At 63.7% G+C, this 16,371-nt stretch carries 15 protein-coding genes and 1 tRNA gene; 7 read left to right on the top strand and 9 right to left on the bottom strand.

Annotation, left to right across the window (positions count from 1 at the left end):
- Nucleotides 1–53: 53 nt before the first annotated feature.
- The 3 genes from AC1D14_RS15440 to AC1D14_RS15430 form a co-directional block, all read right to left on the bottom strand.
- Nucleotides 54–1,142, bottom strand: coding sequence for a tRNA (adenine-N1)-methyltransferase (locus AC1D14_RS15440; protein WP_230121088.1), 1,089 nt, complete (start codon nucleotides 1,140–1,142; stop codon nucleotides 54–56).
- Between the two features lie 101 nt (nucleotides 1,143–1,243).
- A complete protein-coding gene (locus AC1D14_RS15435) occupies nucleotides 1,244–2,434 on the bottom strand; it encodes a site-2 protease family protein (protein ID WP_230121086.1) in 1,191 nt (396 codons plus the stop codon).
- Nucleotides 2,435–2,447: 13 nt separating this feature from the next.
- A complete protein-coding gene (locus AC1D14_RS15430) occupies nucleotides 2,448–3,176 on the bottom strand; it encodes an HAD family hydrolase (RefSeq protein WP_230121084.1) in 729 nt (242 codons plus the stop codon).
- A 172-nt stretch (nucleotides 3,177–3,348) separates the two neighbouring features.
- On the opposite strand from AC1D14_RS15430, the gene AC1D14_RS15425 reads away from it, so the two are divergent.
- Nucleotides 3,349–4,254, top strand: coding sequence for a PAC2 family protein (locus AC1D14_RS15425; RefSeq protein ID WP_230121082.1), 906 nt, complete (start codon nucleotides 3,349–3,351; stop codon nucleotides 4,252–4,254).
- 23 nt (nucleotides 4,255–4,277) lie between these two features.
- Here the strand turns inward: AC1D14_RS15425 and mshC are convergent, their stop codons facing one another.
- Nucleotides 4,278–5,555, bottom strand: coding sequence for a cysteine--1-D-myo-inosityl 2-amino-2-deoxy-alpha-D-glucopyranoside ligase (gene mshC / locus AC1D14_RS15420; protein WP_230121081.1), 1,278 nt, complete (start codon nucleotides 5,553–5,555; stop codon nucleotides 4,278–4,280).
- Between the two features lie 15 nt (nucleotides 5,556–5,570).
- Nucleotides 5,571–6,404: an undecaprenyl-diphosphate phosphatase gene (locus AC1D14_RS15415; RefSeq protein ID WP_230121079.1), complete on the bottom strand. Its 834-nt coding sequence runs from the start codon at nucleotides 6,402–6,404 to the stop codon at nucleotides 5,571–5,573.
- Between the two features lie 50 nt (nucleotides 6,405–6,454).
- Between AC1D14_RS15415 and AC1D14_RS15410 the strand changes: the two genes are divergently transcribed.
- Nucleotides 6,455–7,393 (top strand): aldo/keto reductase, encoded by a 939-nt coding sequence (locus AC1D14_RS15410; protein WP_230121077.1) that lies wholly within the window; start codon nucleotides 6,455–6,457, stop codon nucleotides 7,391–7,393.
- A gap of 60 nt (nucleotides 7,394–7,453) precedes the next feature.
- On the opposite strand, the gene AC1D14_RS15405 is transcribed toward AC1D14_RS15410, so the two are convergent.
- Nucleotides 7,454–7,720: a hypothetical protein gene (locus tag AC1D14_RS15405; protein ID WP_230121075.1), complete on the bottom strand. Its 267-nt coding sequence runs from the start codon at nucleotides 7,718–7,720 to the stop codon at nucleotides 7,454–7,456.
- A gap of 39 nt (nucleotides 7,721–7,759) precedes the next feature.
- Between AC1D14_RS15405 and AC1D14_RS15400 the strand changes: the two genes are divergently transcribed.
- Nucleotides 7,760–7,993, top strand: coding sequence for a DUF5703 family protein (locus tag AC1D14_RS15400; RefSeq protein WP_230121073.1), 234 nt, complete (start codon nucleotides 7,760–7,762; stop codon nucleotides 7,991–7,993).
- 49 nt (nucleotides 7,994–8,042) lie between these two features.
- On the opposite strand, the gene AC1D14_RS15395 is transcribed toward AC1D14_RS15400, so the two are convergent.
- Together AC1D14_RS15395 and AC1D14_RS15390 are read right to left on the bottom strand one after the other, a co-directional pair.
- Nucleotides 8,043–9,203 (bottom strand): acyl-CoA dehydrogenase family protein, encoded by a 1,161-nt coding sequence (locus AC1D14_RS15395; RefSeq protein ID WP_230121071.1) that lies wholly within the window; start codon nucleotides 9,201–9,203, stop codon nucleotides 8,043–8,045.
- 8 nt (nucleotides 9,204–9,211) lie between these two features.
- The gene (locus AC1D14_RS15390; RefSeq protein WP_230121069.1) at nucleotides 9,212–10,516 is read right to left on the bottom strand and encodes a M20/M25/M40 family metallo-hydrolase; all 1,305 of its coding nucleotides are present in this window, start codon (nucleotides 10,514–10,516) and stop codon (nucleotides 9,212–9,214) included.
- Between the two features lie 193 nt (nucleotides 10,517–10,709).
- Here AC1D14_RS15390 and AC1D14_RS15385 point away from each other — a divergent pair.
- From AC1D14_RS15385 to AC1D14_RS15375, 3 genes are all read left to right on the top strand, one after another.
- A tRNA-Leu gene (locus tag AC1D14_RS15385) sits at nucleotides 10,710–10,792 on the top strand.
- 323 nt (nucleotides 10,793–11,115) lie between these two features.
- Nucleotides 11,116–11,568: a DUF5956 family protein gene (locus AC1D14_RS15380; RefSeq protein WP_230119503.1), complete on the top strand. Its 453-nt coding sequence runs from the start codon at nucleotides 11,116–11,118 to the stop codon at nucleotides 11,566–11,568.
- A gap of 113 nt (nucleotides 11,569–11,681) precedes the next feature.
- On the top strand, nucleotides 11,682–12,944 hold the full coding sequence (locus AC1D14_RS15375; RefSeq protein WP_230119504.1) for an amidohydrolase: 1,263 nt from the start codon (nucleotides 11,682–11,684) through the stop codon (nucleotides 12,942–12,944).
- 87 nt (nucleotides 12,945–13,031) lie between these two features.
- Here AC1D14_RS15375 and AC1D14_RS15370 read toward each other — a convergent pair whose 3' ends face one another.
- On the bottom strand, nucleotides 13,032–15,209 hold the full coding sequence (locus tag AC1D14_RS15370; protein WP_476968733.1) for a leucine-rich repeat domain-containing protein: 2,178 nt from the start codon (nucleotides 15,207–15,209) through the stop codon (nucleotides 13,032–13,034).
- Nucleotides 15,210–15,481: 272 nt separating this feature from the next.
- Here AC1D14_RS15370 and AC1D14_RS15365 point away from each other — a divergent pair.
- The coding region (locus AC1D14_RS15365) for a transglycosylase domain-containing protein (protein ID WP_476968732.1) at nucleotides 15,482–16,371 on the top strand (890 nt) is incomplete at its 3' end.

The following is a 16,371-nucleotide window of genomic DNA, read 5'->3' as shown; positions in this document are numbered from 1 at the left end:
TAAGACCATAGCCCCAAGTTGGCGAGTACTGCTGGAGACATCCGAAATACGGACTAGTTTGTGATCTCCGGATCGTCTTTGACGTTGGTGCCCGCGATCGCGTCGCGTGCAGCCCGCCGCAGCTTCTTGTCCGAGACCAGGCGCTCCCCCACAGCTCCGGGGGTCCAGGCGTTGACATCGTCCTCGTTGAAGTCGGTCTTGGACGGGCGTCGCTTCACGGAGATCCCGGTGACGCCGTCGGCCAGTCGCCGGGTGACCAGCAGGAAGCCGGTGTGGGCCACCATCCGGTGGTCGGGGCGGACGGCGAGGCCTTCAAGGTGCCAGCCGCGGACCATGGATTCCCACGCGTCCGGCTCGGTGAAGCGGCCATCGGCGCGGATGGCCTCGGCCGTCCGCGAGAGCTGGGTGACGGTGGCGACGTAGTTGATCCAGACACCGCCGGGCGCAAGGACAGTGGCCACGGCATCGAGGCATTCCCAGGGAGCGAGCATGTCCAGCACCACGCGGTCGATGGAACCGGGTTCTTCGCTGCGGACCACTTCCTCCTGGAAGTCGCCCAGCGAGATCTTCCAGGCCGGGTGCTGTCCGCCGAAAATGGTCTCGACGTTGCCGCGGGCGATCGCAGCGAATTCCTCGCGGCGTTCGAACGAGTGCAGGTATCCCTGGTCTCCCACCGCACGGAGGAGCGAGATGGAAAGCGCACCGGATCCCACGCCGGCTTCCACCACCCTCGCCCCGGGGAAGATGTCCGCCATGGTGACAATCTGGCCGGCATCCTTCGGGTAAACCACTGCCGCGCCGCGGGGCATGGACAGGACGAAGTCGGAGAGGAGGGGCCGGAGGGTCTGGTACTGCTGGCCCACGTTGTTGACGACGACCGATCCGTCCACCTGGCCGATGATGTCGTCGTGGTTGAGGAAGCCGCGGTGCGTGTGGAACGCTCCGCCGGATTCGAGGCTGATGGTATTCATGCGGCCGCGCTCGTCAGTCAGTTGCACACGCTCGCCCTCGCGGAAGGGTCCCCGCCGCCGGGCAGCGCCGACCGGCTGGTCCGCCGTACCTGCCGCCGTTTCCGTCCCCGTGCCGGGTACCGTGGCGGAAGGGGCCGCGCTGGACCCGTTGGCGGCAAGTTCGCTGCTCATGACTATTCCTCGCTCCTGTAAAGCTGTGTCGCCGTGCTCCATGGCGGCCCGGGCAGGCTGCTCTGTGGCTCGGCTGCCGATTTCACGACCGGCACGTAACTCTACCGGCTCTGGCCCTGTGGGCGCCTGTTTTCGCGGGGCGCCTTGCCTGTAACGGCCGTCACCACGGTGGACTGCCGCAGGATGCCGGTCACGCGCCCGTTGTGGTCAATAACTGCGTAGTCATGGCCGTCCAGCTGTGAGAGGTACTGGATCAGTTCCTGGCCCTTGGACCACTCCGGCACGTACGCGCCCGCCCCGAGGGCGTAGGCAACTGCGGTGGCTGGAGTTGTTGCGGCCACCGCTGCCGGGACGGCTGCCAGGGCAGCGTAGTCCACGAGGCTGCTGGGCCTGCCGTCGGGAGCACACAGCACGACGCCGTTGCGGCCGCCCGCTGTCAGGTCCAGGACGTCCGCCACGGTTGCCGATTCCGGAAGTCCGACGGCGGGTTCGGCCAGCGCCGCTGCGCTCACCAAATGGAGGCGGCTGCGCAGGCGGCCCTGCTGGATGGATGCCGACGCGCCCATCCAGAGGAATCCGCCGACGAGGACAGTGATCAGCAGGTTGCTGGTGTCCGGCGTGTCTCCGCGGAGAACGGGAAGCGCAAGAAACCACACTCCCAAGGCGATGACAATGATGCGCCCGCCCCACCCGGCGGCGATGGTGCCCTTCGCGTGGCTGCCGGTGGCTTTCCAGACAGCGGACTCGACAAGCCGGCCGCCGTCGAGTGGCAGGCCGGGCAGGACGTTGAAAATGCCGATCACCAGGTTGGCCCAGAAGAAGATGTTGGTCAGGATGTCTGCTACGCCGGCCAGGTTGGCTGTGGATATCAGCAGCCAGGCCGCCCCGGCAAGCACAAAATTGGCGGCCGGACCCGCAAGCGCCACGAGAACCGACCGCCCGGGGGTGGCCGTGAAGCTTTCGAACTGCGTGTGGCCGCCCCAGAGGTTGAGGACAATCTTCTCGCTGGGCCAGCCATAGATTTTTGCGGTCAGGGCGTGGGCCAGTTCGTGGACCAGGACCGAGATGAGGAGCAATAGCGCGTACGCGAAGGCGACGTAGTAGGCCGCGGCGCCGAGAGCCGGGTTGTTGTGCTGCAGCACAGGGCCGTATACGACGACGGTGAAGGCGGCGATGATGAACCACGAATACGCAAGGATGACGGGAATGCCCGCAATCTTGCCCAGGCGTATGCCCTCGCGGCGGCTGCCGCTGTCCTGCGGGGCGGGGCCGGTTGAAGCGGGGTCGGACACGTGCGCTACTCCTTTAATTGACGCTTTCCAGCGTTGATGCGGCCTTGGCCAATCCATGCCTGAGGGCGACGAGGCCCTGGAGGTCGGTGACTCCCCGGTTTTCCAGCGAGTCCCACGTGGCCCGGCGCGGATCGGCGGGCAGCGGCACGATGTGCGGAATGGCAACGGTCATCGCTCCGGAGGCGAGGGCGGCGGCTACACCCGGGGCTGAGTCCTCCAACGCCACACAATGGTCCACGGTGAGTTCCAAGTCGTCCTGCCTGAGCAGTTCCACGGCCTTGAGGTAAGCCTCGGGGTCCGGCTTGCCCTTAGTGACGGTATCGCCGGTGACCAGGAACTCGAAGTACGGCCGTGGCAGGCTGGCCACGATTTCCCGGGCAAGCGGCGCTTCTGACATGGTCACAAGGGCACAACGCACACCCGCGCTGAAAAGTTCGTCGAGCAGTTCACGCGCTCCGGGGCGCCACGGGACATTCTGCCGCACCCGGCTGATGACCTGCGCGGTCAGGGTATCGATGATTTCCCGAATTTCGAGGCTGACGCCGGCCTTCTGGAGAACGCCGGCAGAAAATACCAAGGATTGGCCCACGAGCTGCATGGCCTGCTCGTGGGACCACCTTCCGCCGTGCGCAGCCACGAGCTCGTGCTCGGCCTCAATCCAATACGGTTCGGTGTCGACTATGGTGCCGTCCATGTCCCATAAAACGGCTTTGAGCAGGGGCTGGTCGGCTGAGGATCGCATGCCTTCCAGTCTACGGGCCCCATGTGGCAGCGCCCTTCCAAGCGGTGGCGCCTACGCCCTCGGCGAATATTGCGGGAATGTGGCAGGGCGGCCGGCCTTATTCCCCGGTCCGGACCGGATGTGGGCGGTTCATTCACTGCATCGGGAACAGTCTTGGAAGTAGGGTGAAGGGATGAATAGCTTCGACGGAGATACCACCGAACCGGGTACAGCGCCCGAGCCGGAGCAGCTGCTGCAGCCAGTTCCGGAGGGACAGCGCATTACAGTGATGCTTGCCGCCTTCGAAGGCTGGAATGACGCCGGGGAAGCGGCCAGCGACGCATTGCGATATCTCAACAAGCTGTGGGCCGGGAAAAAGGTCGGTTCCATTGACGCCGACGAATATTACGACTTCCAGTTCACCAGGCCCACAGTACGGCGAACGGCCTCCGGGGAACGCAAGATCAAGTGGCCGTCCACGCGCATTTACAAGGCCAGTGCACCCGAAACCAATGTTGACGTGATTTTCGTCCAGGGAACCGAGCCGTCCTATAAGTGGCGTGCCTACACGGCCGAGCTGCTGGTCCACGCCGAGGCCCTCCACGTGGACTACGTGGTGCTGGTGGGTGCCCTGCTGGCGGACGTGCCGCACAGCCGTCCTATCCCGGTCAGTACTTCGACCGACGACGCTGCCTTGCGCGAACGGCTGAACCTGGAGGCCTCCCAGTACGAGGGGCCGGTGGGCATCGTGGGGGTGCTGTCCGAGGTGGCATTGCTCGCGGGAATTCCCACGGTGTCTCTGTGGGCGGCCGTACCGCATTACGTGGCCCAGGCGCCCTCGCCCAAGGCGCAGTTGGCCCTGCTGCACCGCGTCGAGGAACTGCTGCAGGTTCCGCTGGACACCCACGAGCTGGCCGAGGAGTCCGACGCCTGGGAACGCGGCGTCAACGAATTGGCAACGGACGACCCGGAAATCGCCGCCTACGTGAGGCAGCTTGAAGAGGCCAAGGACACCGCCGACCTTCCCGAGGCCAGCGGTGAGTCCATCGCCAGGGAGTTCGAGCGCTACCTGAAAAGGAGGGGCAAGGACAAGCCGTAAAGCCCGCCGCTACGGGCAGATTTTTACAGTTCGATGCCGAGCAGCGCGTCGACGGCGTCGCTCACTAGGGCGCGGTCGGCCGCGGACCTGTTCACGCCGCCGGCCAGCGCCCGTTCGGCCCAGCGGTCGACCGCGGCCAGCGCCGTGGGAGCGTCAAGGTCGGCGGCCAGTGCCGCACGCATTTCCTCCAGAAGAGTCGCGGCCGAGCCGTCCGGTGCCACGGCCAGCGCTGTGCGCCAGCGTTCAAGCCGTTCCTTGGCATCCGAGAAGCCATCCTCGGTCCAGGACCAGTCTGAGCGGTAGTGGTGGGCAAGGATGGCCAGCCGGATGGCGGCAGGTTCCTCCCCCGCGGCCCGCATCTTGGACACCAGGACAAGGTTGCCCTTGGATTTGCTCATTTTTTCGCCGTCCAGCCCCACCATCCCGGCATGGGCAAAATGCTTCGCCAAGGGCACGCCCGAGAGCGAATAGGCGTGGCCTGCCCCCATTTCGTGGTGCGGGAAGACGAGGTCGGAGCCGCCGCCCTGCACCGTGAAGGGTGCCGGCAGGTACTCCTGGGCAATGACTGTGCATTCGATATGCCAGCCGGGGCGTCCTTGGCCAAGCTCGCCGCCGGCCCAGCTGGGCTCGCCGTCACGGGCCACCCGCCATAGCAGCGGGTCAAGCGCCTGGCGTTTGCCGGCGCGCCCGGGATCTCCGCCGCGTTCGGCGAACAGTTCAAGCATTTCAGACTCAGGCAGGCCGGAGACGGCTCCGAGTGTCCAGGCGCCGACGTCGACGGCGTGCTTGCCGGCGGCCTCGACGTCATAGTAGACGTCCCCGTCGGGCTCACCGGGTGTGCTTTTGACGCGGTAGGCCAGGCCCAGGTGCAGGAGCCGCTCGATGGCCGGGACGATCAGCGGCATGGCTTCGACAGCACCCACGTAGTGGTCGGGTGCCAGGACGTTGAGGGCTTCCATGTCAGTCTGGAAGAGCTCGATTTGGCTGGCCGCCAGCTCGCGCCAGTCGACGCCGGTGGCGGCCGCGCGTTCCAGCAGGGGGTCGTCCACATCCGTGACGTTCTGGACGTAGGACACCTGCTGCCCGCCGTCCCGCCAGGCGCGGTTCAGCAGGTCAAAAGCGACGTAGCTGGCTGCGTGCCCCATATGGGTGGCGTCATACGGGGTGATTCCGCAGACGTACATTGACTGCTCACCGTTGGCCTGGAGGGTGACGAACCCGCCCGCGGCTGTGTCAAACAGGCGGAGGGCAGGCATTTTGCCCGGCAGCTCAGGAACGGGGCGGGATATCCAGGACTTCACAGCCCAAGCCTAGTGCTAGGCGCTGATGACATTGAAACCGAGCAGCAGGTAGAGGGCCAGGCCCAGGAAGATCCGGTACCAGACAAAGAGCCGGTAGCTGCGGGTTGAAATGAACTTCAGGAACCAGCCGATGATGACGTATCCCACAACGAAGGCAATGACCGTGGCCAGGGCTGTCTCGGGCAGACCGAACGGCCCGCTCACCCCGTCCTTGGCCACGACTTTGAAAAGCTGGTAGAGGCCGCTGCCGAAGACCGCCGGAATGGCCAACAGGAATGAGTATCTGGCGGCGGCTTCCCGGGTGTAACCCATCAGGAGACCCGCAGTGATGGTGCCTCCGGAGCGGGACACCCCCGGGATAAGGGCCATGGCCTGGGCGAGACCATAGAGAATGCCGTGCCGGTACGTCAGTCCGGTCAGGTCCCGGTCCTGCTTGCCGATGGCGTCTGCCACGGCGAGGATCAGGCCGAAGACGATCAGTGTGGTGGCCACGATCCACAGGCTGCGAAGGACTGATTCGATCTGGTCCTGGAACAGGAGGCCCAGGACAATGATGGGCAGGCTGCCCAGGATCACAAGCCAGCCCATTCGGGCGTCGGGGTCCTGGCGCGAGACCCGTCCCCTTAGCGAGCCGAACCAGGCCTTGACGATGCGGACGATGTCCCGCCAGAAGTAGACAATCACGGCGGTTTCGGTACCCAGCTGTGTGATCGCCGTGAAGGCGGCGCCGGGGTCCGCCGCATTTGGCAGAAAGGAGCCCACAATTTTGAGGTGGGCGCTCGATGAAATCGGGAGGAATTCGGTCAGTCCCTGCACAAGACCCAGCAGGGCCGCTTCAAACCAGTTCACGCTAAGACCCTACGTCATGACACCGGTGGTTTCCCCGTAAGCTTGCTGCTATGCAGCAGCGTTACGTCGGCAATAGTGGGCTTCGTGCCTCCGCCCTGTCCCTCGGCACCATGTCATGGTCCCGTGAAACTGATGAGCAGGACGCTTCCGAACTGTTGCGGACGTTCGTGGACGGCGGCGGCACGTTGGTGGACACGGCGGCTTCATACGCCGACGGTCAGGCAGAGGCCATGCTGGGGGAAATGCTCGGCGACGTCGTCTCCCGCACGGAAGTGGTGATCTCCACCAAAGCGGGACTATCGGCGTCGGACGGACGGCAGAAAGTGGACGCCTCGCGGAACGCGATGCTGTCCGCCCTGGACGCGAGCCTCGTCCGGCTGGGGACCGACTATGTCGACATCTGGTTCGCCCAGGCGTGGGACCACAATGTTCCCCTGGACGAGACCCTCTCTGCCCTTGAGTTTGCGGTCCGCAGCGGACGCGCACGCTACGCCGGGATCTCCAACTACAACGGCTGGCAGACAGCGAAGGCTGCTGCCGTCGCCGGATTCCCGCTCGTGGCCGGCCAGTCGGAATACTCGCTCCTCCGCCGCAAGCCCGAGGAGGAGATCATCCCAGCCGTCGAGGATGCAGGGCTGGGACTCATGGCGTGGGCTCCCCTTGGCCGCGGTGTCCTCACCGGCAAATATCGCGGGCATGTTCCAGCCGACTCGCGGGCTGCCGGAACCCGCCTTGCCACGTACGTGGAACCCTATTTGGAGCAGCCTGCGGCGCAGGTTGTCGAGGCGGTTGCCATGGCGGCGCGCGGACTGGGCCGGTCCCCGTTGGATGTGGCGTTGAGCTGGCTGCTTTCACAGCACGGTGTGGCCACCGCGGTCGTGGGACCCCGAACGCCCGTGCAGCTTAAAGAGATCCTGGATTCGCAGTTAACGCCCCTGCCGGCGGAAATTGCCCGCGCACTCGAGGACGTCTCAAGCAGTTCCGTCTAGATCAGCAGTTCCGTCTTGATCAGTTGGTCCGGCGAGGCCGGGGTCCCCTCCCCCACCGATTCACTCGTCGACGATCTCCAGATCCTCGTCATCGTCCACTTCGCTGTCTTCGTCTTCGTCTTCCTCGTCGTCGAAAACCTGGAGCGGCGTGACTTCGTTGTAGGCCTCGTACAGCGCGTCCTCGTAGACTTCAAAGGCATCAGCAACTGCAAAAAATGCCGCTTCCACCGCAGGGTCGCCATCCCCCCTTCGCGTTGAAGCTGCAACCATATGTTCTTCCAAGGCGGAGGTCAGGGACTGAAGCGCGACACGCGGATCGATGCTCATGACTTCACGTTAGCGGGAAAAGGACGAAAATGGAGAGCAATGAAGGAACATTTTCTGACCAGCTCGGTCCTGCGGGAACGGGACTACGTGAGGCAGTACGAGTACCTGGTACTGACGCTCAGTCCTGACGATTCACTGCCCGAAGCGCGCCGGCGTCTGGTGGAACACTCCGAATACGGCAAGTGGGAACTGGAGCGGAGCCGACTCTATGTGGGCGGTGGCCGCCGCTTCTGGCTGCGCCGCCGCGTCACGCAGGTTCAGAGGACTGTTTAGGTCCGGCACGCTCCCGGCCGGGGCGCAGTTTCACTGCGCCCCGAACTCCCTACTCCTCGAGCGGGCCCAGCCAGGCGTTGGCAACGGTGTTGTGCGCCGACTCGTCGTCCGACGGATGGAACATTCCGGCCAGGACGTCGCGGTAGAGCCGTTCGAGCTCCGTTCCCCTGAAGTAGCTTGAGCCGCCCGAGACCCGGATCGCCAGATCCACGACCGTCCGGGCGGTCTCCGTTGCGCGGACCTTGAGCCCCACGAGCTTCGGGAACCACTGGCTTCCGTGATCCACCAGCTGATCCACGTCCCTGGCCACCTGTGCAAGTTGAGGATAGAGCGCGTCCATTGCCATGGCTGCTTCAGCGACCTTCCACCGGATGTCGGGGTCCTGGGCGTAGCTCCGGCCGCCATTCTTGAACGACGTCCGGCGCCTGGCCGCCTCGACGCCCAGGATCAGGGCCCGCTCGCCGATGCCTGTGTACACCGCGCCAAGGAGCGTTTCAAAGCACGCGAAAATGGCAAAGATCAGCGGATCCGCATTCGGCCCCACCGGCAGCTTCCTGAAGATACGGTCTGCCGGCACCGTGGCACCGCGCAATATGGTCGTATTGGACTGGCTGGCGCGCATCCCCAAGGTGTTCCAGTCGTCGAGGATCTCATAACCGGAGGCAGTGCGGTCAATGAATCCGTGCACCAGCTCGCCATCGCCGCTCCGTGCAGAGGTGTCCTTGCCGAAGATTCCCAGCCGGGTCCAGGCCGGCGAGAGGCTAGTGAAGATCTTGGTTCCCGTGAACGAATAGCTGCCGCCAGTGAGCGGCTTCGCCTCCGTGAGGGAGTCAAAGAGGACGGAGTCGTTGCCGGCTTCGGAGTTTCCAAAGGCGAAAATCTCGCCGGCGGCAGCTTCCTTCAGCACAAAGTCCAGCGAGGTGTCACCGCGGTCCGCCAGGACCCTGGCCACTCCGGTCCAGACCAAATGCATGTTCACGGCCAGCGCGGTGGCGGGGGCCGCCGTCGCCAGCCGCCGCTGGCAGCCCGCGACGGCTTCGAGACCAAACCCGGGTCCGCCGTCGGAAGCCGGAACGAAAACCTTCAGGTAGCCGGCGGCAGTGAGTTCCTCGAGATCTTCGAAGAAGAACTCATTCCTTTCGTCATAGCCTGCCGCCCTCCCCCGGATCCGTTCAAGCAGGGAGTCCGGCAGCAGCTGTTCGGGACCCATGCGAATCCTCAGTAGCTGGTGAGCAGCGTGTTCAGGACCCGTGCGCCGAATTTGAGCGAATCCACCGGGACCCGTTCGTCCACGCCGTGGAACATGCCCGTAAAATCCAGGTCGTCCGGGAGCAGCAGCGGGGCGAAGCCATATCCAGTGATCCCCAACCGGCTAAGCGACTTGTTGTCGGTGCCGCCCGAGAGCGTGTACGGCAGGACCTTCGCGCCAGGGTCTTCGGAGTGCAGGGCGTCGATCATGGAATCCACAAGGTTGCCGGAGAACGGCACCTCCAGCGACACATCGTTGTGCACGTAACTGACCTCCACACCGGATCCGGCCAATTCGCGGACCATCTCCAACACCTGCTCCTCCTGGCCCGGAAGCGTCCTGCAATCAACCAGCGCCTCGGCGGACTCGGGAATGACGTTGTGCTTGTAGCCGCCCCTGAGCTGGGTGGGGTTGGTGGTGTTCTGCAGGGTGGCTCCCACGAAGCGGGCAACGGTTCCCAGCTCCTTGAGGAGCTTGTCCGGATCGTCAGGATCGAATTCGACGCCGGTGAGTTCCGTCACGCCGTCGAGGAACTGCCTGGTGGTGGGCGTCAGTTCAACCGGCCACTTGTGCTCACCGATCCGCGAAACGGCGCTGGCCAGCCGCGTCACGGCGTTGTCCGTGTTGATCTGGGACCCGTGGCCGGCGCGGCCGTGGGCAACCAGCCGCAGCCAGGAAAGTCCTTTCTCAGCGGTCTGCAGCAGGTAGGTGCGCTGCCCGCCGATGGTTGCGGAGAAACCGCCGACCTCGGAGATCGCTTCCGTTGCACCCTCGAAAAGCTCGGGGCGTTTTTCGACGGCATGCCGCGCGCCGTAAGTGCCGCCCGCCTCCTCGTCCGCGAAGAAGGCGAAGATCAGGTCCCGTTTCGGCTTGCGCCCGGTGCGCGCGAAGTCCCGCATGACGGACAGGATCATCGCGTCCATGTCCTTCATGTCCACGGCGCCACGGCCCCAAATCAGCCCGTCCTTGAGTTCGCCGCCGAACGGATCCACGGACCACTGCTCCTTCAGGGCCGGCACGACGTCCAGGTGACCGTGCACCACGAGGGCGCTTGCGGACGGGTCCTCCCCTGCCAGACGGGTGACCACGTTGGCCCGGCCCGGCTCGGATTCGAAGATTTCGACGTCGAGTCCCACTTCCGAGATCAACCCCGCCGTGTACTCGGCTGCTGCGCGTTCGCCCGGCCCGGAACCGTCCCCGAAGTTGGACGTATCGATACGGATGAGCTCCTGGCAGATGTTGACGACTTCATCCTCGGGCCGGATGTGAGACATTGATCACTCCTATTGCATAGCGAATGCGGTTTCGGCGCGCAATGGCGGGGTTTATGCCGCCGGCACGCGTACGTTCAGCCTACCCACTCGGCCCGATTCCATCTTTCCGCAAAGTTCGTGTTAGAGTTTTTCTCGCTGCTTCGGAGAGAAGCGAAACGCCGAAAGGCGAGTCGGAACCTCCGAATTACCACCTGCGCGGGTGGCGGAATGGCAGACGCGCTAGCTTGAGGTGCTAGTCCTCGAAAGGGGGTGGGGGTTCAAGTCCCCCTCCGCGCACAAGGGAAAACCCCTGGAATCCAAGGATTCCAGGGGTTTTTTTGTTGCCTCCACCCACACGGACCATGTTTGCGGGGCGTATGGCCCGGCTTGCGCGCACACGACGCTTCTAACCAGCGCCAATCGGGAGCTGGGCCGCAGCTCACACCTGTTCAAGGGTGAACAAAGACGGCACTGTGACTCGGTGTGTCCCCCAGCTATCTGGGGGGGCTGGGATCCAGGGCCTTGCACACGGTGGCCGCCGCGAGAATCAATACCTTTCCGTTCGGGTTCGGGCTCTGATTCCGTTTCAAGAATCGCAGGAGCGGTGGAGAATGGCGGTCATGAGCAACGACCCGTGGGAGTCCTTGGAGTTTTCCGAAGCGCCAGCGGGATGGATTCCCGCCACCGACAACGGGTGGGGTGCCTTGGTCGTCTGGGCCGCAGGACCGGGCAACTTCGTGCGAGTTCCGGCTGCGCCCCGGGACCGTCAGACAGTGGTCGTCACTCATTACCCCGACGGCACCGAACACCGGTCGCCGTCGTTGCTTACAGACGCTGAGCTGGAATCAATAGACGACGACATCGACGCTTATGTGGCCGATGCCGGGCTGCCACCGAGGCCCCGCGGCTACGACTGGTTCATCCGTCGCCCCCCGAACACAGGCTCCGCGGAAGAAGAGTTCTGGTCTGCTGTTTGGTCGGCCACGACGGCGGCGCTGCCGCACGATGCGATGGACCCGTGGAAGTTAAAGGGGCCGGCCAGGGACGCCCTCGCAATGATGTACCGAGGGTGAGAGCTGCCAACTGTCGCCCAGCGCCGAGAGCTGCTCTTTCAGCCCGGGAGCCGCCGGCGTATCGTGGGACCGCACCGGGCAGGTCACCGGAACCGGACGAAAGGACAGTCCAGATGGGTGCGGCCGCGCAGATACTGCAGCACTACGATTCAATCCTTCTCGAACAGGAGGATTTCTACCAAGACCTCCACCGGAACCCGGAGCTCTCCCATCAGGAACACCGGACCGCTGCAAACGTCGCGCGCTGCATGACCTCTTACGGTTTCGAGGTTGAGACCGGGATCGGCAAAACCGGAGTTGCGGCAGTGCTGCACAACGGGAGTGGGCCTACCGTCCTGCTTCGCGCCGACATGGACGCGCTGCCCCTGAAGGAAGGGACCGGCGCCGACTACGCGAGCACTGTCACGGCGGTGGACCAGGCAGGAGAACAGGTGCCGGTCATGCACGCCTGCGGGCACGATATCCACGTCGCATGCCTGCTGGGCGCCTCGCAGTTGTTCGCCGGGCACCAGGAGTTATGGAAAGGCACGCTCGTGGCGCTGTTCCAGCCGGCCGAGGAAACCGGCGACGGCGCCCGGGCCATGATCGACGACGGTCTTCTCGCCCGCATTCCGGCACCGGAGGTCGCCCTCGCCCAGCATGTGCTGCCCGGTCCCTCGGGCCGCGTCGCCACCCGGCCTGGGGCTGTCCTGTCCAGCGCGGACAGCGTCCGCATCACGGTCCACGGCCGCGGCGGGCATGGCTCGATGCCGCAAAACACCGTTGACCCCGTCGTCCTGGCCGCCATGATCGTCGTCCGGCTCCAGCCGATCATTTCCCGGGAGACCCCGCCGACCGAACCGGCCGTCCTCACAGTCGGAAGCCTTCGGGCCGGCACCAAAAGCAACATCATTGCCGACGAGGCGGTCCTGGAACTGAATCTTCGCACCTACACCGATTCGGTCCGGCAGCGCATTCTCGCCTCGATCCGCCGCACCGTCCAGGCCGAGTGCCAAGCCAGCGGTTGCCCGAAGGAACCGGAGTTCGAGATCTTCGACAGGTTCCCGCTTACGGCCAACGACAAGGAAACAACCGCGCGCGTCGCAGGGGCGTTCAGCAACTATTTTGGAGACCGCGCCGGAGGCTTGGACCTGCAGACCGCCAGCGAAGACTTCAGCGATATTCCCCGGGCCGCTCGCATCCCCTACACCTACTGGGGTATCGGCGGAACGGACCCGGAGGCCTGGCATGCCGCCGAGCTGGCCGGGCGGGTCCAGGAAGACATTCCGGCCAATCATTCGCCAATGTTCCTGCCCGTCCTCCAGCCAACCCTGCGGACCGGAACCGAAGCGCTCGTCACAGCAGCCCTGGCGTGGCTCGACGCCGACGACCGTTGATAGGCCCCGGCGCCCTGAGGACGCCGGTAGTCCGCGCCGCTCTCCGACGCCCTTACACGTTTCGCCTAGGAACGTCCCATGCAAGGGCTATGGCTCCACGTCACACGTGATGAAGCTGGAGTCCTTCAGGAACGTGGCATTGGCCTGGGTGGACGCTGCGTTTCCTTCAAGTGCAGCCGTCCAAATCAGGAAATTCGCGGCCGGGCTGATCAGGGTAATTAGTTTCGCTCCGAGTGGGAATGTTTGAACTGCTTGGAATGCTTCCGCCGCCAGAGGACCAGAGGGTTCTCGGCTGACACTGAGTAGACGCCACTCGTCTTCGAGGCGTTCGCCGTCGCGGGCCAGGTGGACGGCGAATTTCTCGGAAAGGCCGATCCGTTCGGCGCGTCCGCGGAACTGCGCGTCCGGGCCGTCCTTTAGGACGCCGAAGCGGACGTTGAACTGATCGAAGTTCAAGAAGGGATTCGCGATGCCGGGTACTGCATCCAGTCCGGTAATTACTTGCAACGGATTGTCGTGCGTCTCGACACTCCATACCCCAAATTCAGTCTTGGCCATCATATGTTCAACGGGTTTATCGTCCGACCAGAGCGTGATTTTAACGTCGCTTAGTTGCAGGGTCCTCAGTTTGGTCGCTGCTGCCAGCGGGGATATATCCGCGATCCGATTGCCCCCGATACTGAGCACCTCGAGGCTGGGATAGTGCCCGAAAGCTGACACATCCCTGATCTCGTTGTTTGAAACATCGAGCTCACGCAGAAACGCCAGTCGCGCGGGGTCGAGTACCTGTCCGATCCGGTTCCCCGCAACATTGAGCAGCTCAAGCTTTTCCAGCTGCTCTATGCCTTGCAAACTCGTTAGCGCGCCCTCGTTATGGTCGCCTGTGATCACTAATTCGGTGAGGCGGTCCTTTGCGATCATCGCTGGAAGGTGTGCGATGGATGTGATACCCATGTTGTCGGGATACCACTCGATACGGAACTTCTCCATGCCGTTCACGGCTTGTGCAAGCGCCTCACCGCGCATGTGTTCTGTCTTCAGCGGGTCGCCGCCTGGATCCACAATCCCTTCAAGATTGTCGATGCGGTCGTGTACAGCCCAGGCAACCTGATTGACCAGCTTTCGGTCGTCGGAAAGAATGCCGGGCTGGTCCCTCCTCTCGTACCAGTCGGCGTAACTGCGTTCTACTCCACCGATCCGCCGCCGCAACTCGACGGCCGGAAACTGCAGTGGCGGATCAACCCCAGCCGGGTCGAAGAGTTGGGGCGGGTCGATTTCGCCCCTTGAGAGCCGGATGGCGTGGCGGGTCACGGCGTCGACAGCGCGCGCGTAAGCCTGCGTGGCCGCGCGGATTTCGGTGGCAGGAGGAGGATCTTCGAAGAATTCCGGGTGTTCCGCCGCAAACGTGAAGTCGTTGTACTTCTGGAGATAACTCAGTCTCTGACGATCTGCATCGGCCGTCGCCACTACGAAGGCGTCTTGCCAAATTTTCGGGGGGACGGGTACCGGCACCGTGTCGTAGGTCGCCACTTCGATCTCATACGGAAAGGGATGCCTTGCAACAGCGGACGGCAGTGACTTGAGGCGGTCCTTAACGTCGTCAACGCTCGTCGTCGTCCCTATTTCTTCCTCCCCCTCGCCGCCCTTCTGGTAGAACACCACATGGAGTTCCACCCGTGAATGGGCTTCACTCTTATAGGTGTCATATTTTCCCGTGAAGGAAGCTGCAGCGACGGCACCGTTGATTTCCGCCTGCAAGGTCACTGCAAGATCAGTTTGAACCGCCGTATCCAACGATGTGATCCGGAGCACCGCGAAAAAGTCACCGCCCCTGAACTGACCCCGGACGAAGGAGTCTCCGTAGGCCGTGGAAAACGCGTCCGAATCTGCCATTAGCAGTCGACGCGCGTCCTCCTTAATGCGGAAGTTCCGTCCCCGCACAACTTGGTTGTTTACGACCATTTTTGCCACAACGAACGTTGACACAGAGTTGTATGAAGTATTTTTCGAAAAGTCGACTTTCAGGCCTGCCGATGCAAAGCCATATCTCCCCTCTGCCTCCGCCGATACGCCCAGTGATTCCATCAGCGACTCATGCGTCGTGATGATTTCCGCGGTTGCCTTCGCCTCTTGCCCCGACTGCCGCACCGGTTCGTCAAAATCAAGCGCAGTGCCAATGGCGAGACCGCTGTCGCTATTGAATCCCATGCCAATGTCTTCACCGTTGTAAGCCAGAACGCGCACTTGGGGCAGTTTGGTGCTCATGGCCAATCCCTCTTCCGTGCAGGCCGCACCCCATCACAGGCCCTACACCAACGGGAATCGACGAGGCAGGCCTGTTCCGGTATTCCGGCCACCGTTGATGGTGACTGATCTTACAACCGACGACAGCGCGAATGGCAGTGGTGAAATGTGGAGGATCGCACTGGGCTGGGGAGCGAGTTCTCTGCGCGCCGGTCGGCGGTGGATTGTGGCTGGATCGGACGACTCAGGGCGCGTATTCTTGTCTCACATCTGACGGGGTGTGAGCTGCAATGATGGCAAGAAATCGCCTGTCATCCCGAATGGGCAGGTTCCTGGCAAGGATGCTCGGGTTCGTCCTCCTGAGCAGCATCTGCGGTGTCCTCGTCGCGGGCTACCTCGTTCCGCAGATCGCCCTCGCGGGCACCACCGTCAGCAGGTCCATCAGCTTCTTCAACGGTCTCCCAACCGAACTGGCGGTGCAAACGCCGGCGCAAACCACCAGGATGGTGACCGCGGATGGAAAGCTGATCGCCAGCTTCTATGAGGAAAACCGGGTGCGGATCCCGCTGAAGAACATGTCCCCGTACGTCAAGGATGCGATCATCGCGATCGAGGACAGCCGTTTCTACGAGCACAGCGGTGTGGATGCCCGGGGCCTGCTGCGGGCGCTGACCAGCAATCTGACAGGCGGGGAGCGGCAGGGGGCGTCTACCCTCACCCAGCAGTACGTCACCAACGTGGCCAACGAATCCAAAATTTCCGCCGGGCGCGAAGACCAGGTGATTCTCAGCGGGCAGAAGAACATGGGAGACAAGCTGCGCGAGATGCGGCTCGCCATCGCGCTGGAAAAGAAATACACGAAGGACCAGATCCTCGAGGGTTACCTCAACATCGTCTTCTTTAACCGCAACGCGTATGGCATTGAGGCGGCCGCCCAGTACTTCTTCAGCGTTCCGGCCAGCAAACTCACCCTGCCCCAGGCGGCCCTGCTGGCCGGGCTGGTCAACAGCCCCAGCGTCTACGATCCCGTGACCAATCCGAAGAACTCCATCCAGCGGCGCAACCAGGTCCTGGACGCCATGCTGGAACAGGACAAGATCACCAAGAAGCAGCATGACGCCGCCAAAGCCTCCGGCGTGGGCCTGAAGGTCAGGCCGTCCCGGCAGGGTTGTGCCGCCGCCGC

Source organism: Arthrobacter sp. P1_B11 (assembly GCF_056406715.1).
The sequence above is the reverse complement of the archived record's forward strand: the minus strand, read 5'-3'. Positions and strand labels throughout refer to the sequence as shown.

What these genes read in the sequence shown, in the direction of transcription:
- AC1D14_RS15440 (WP_230121088.1), bottom strand. Translation starts at nt 1,142, where the DNA reads ATGAGCAGCGAACTTGCCGCCAACGGGTCCAGCGCGGCCCCTTCCGCC.
- AC1D14_RS15430 (WP_230121084.1), bottom strand. Translation starts at nt 3,176, where the DNA reads ATGCGATCCTCAGCCGACCAGCCCCTGCTCAAAGCCGTTTTATGGGAC.
- AC1D14_RS15425 (WP_230121082.1), top strand. Translation starts at nt 3,349, where the DNA reads ATGAATAGCTTCGACGGAGATACCACCGAACCGGGTACAGCGCCCGAG.
- AC1D14_RS15410 (WP_230121077.1), top strand. Translation starts at nt 6,455, where the DNA reads ATGCAGCAGCGTTACGTCGGCAATAGTGGGCTTCGTGCCTCCGCCCTG.
- AC1D14_RS15405 (WP_230121075.1), bottom strand. Translation starts at nt 7,720, where the DNA reads ATGAGCATCGATCCGCGTGTCGCGCTTCAGTCCCTGACCTCCGCCTTG.
- AC1D14_RS15400 (WP_230121073.1), top strand. Translation starts at nt 7,760, where the DNA reads ATGAAGGAACATTTTCTGACCAGCTCGGTCCTGCGGGAACGGGACTAC.
- AC1D14_RS15395 (WP_230121071.1), bottom strand. Translation starts at nt 9,203, where the DNA reads ATGGGTCCCGAACAGCTGCTGCCGGACTCCCTGCTTGAACGGATCCGG.
- AC1D14_RS15390 (WP_230121069.1), bottom strand. Translation starts at nt 10,516, where the DNA reads ATGTCTCACATCCGGCCCGAGGATGAAGTCGTCAACATCTGCCAGGAG.
- AC1D14_RS15380 (WP_230119503.1), top strand. Translation starts at nt 11,116, where the DNA reads ATGAGCAACGACCCGTGGGAGTCCTTGGAGTTTTCCGAAGCGCCAGCG.
- AC1D14_RS15375 (WP_230119504.1), top strand. Translation starts at nt 11,682, where the DNA reads ATGGGTGCGGCCGCGCAGATACTGCAGCACTACGATTCAATCCTTCTC.
- AC1D14_RS15370 (WP_476968733.1), bottom strand. Translation starts at nt 15,209, where the DNA reads ATGAGCACCAAACTGCCCCAAGTGCGCGTTCTGGCTTACAACGGTGAA.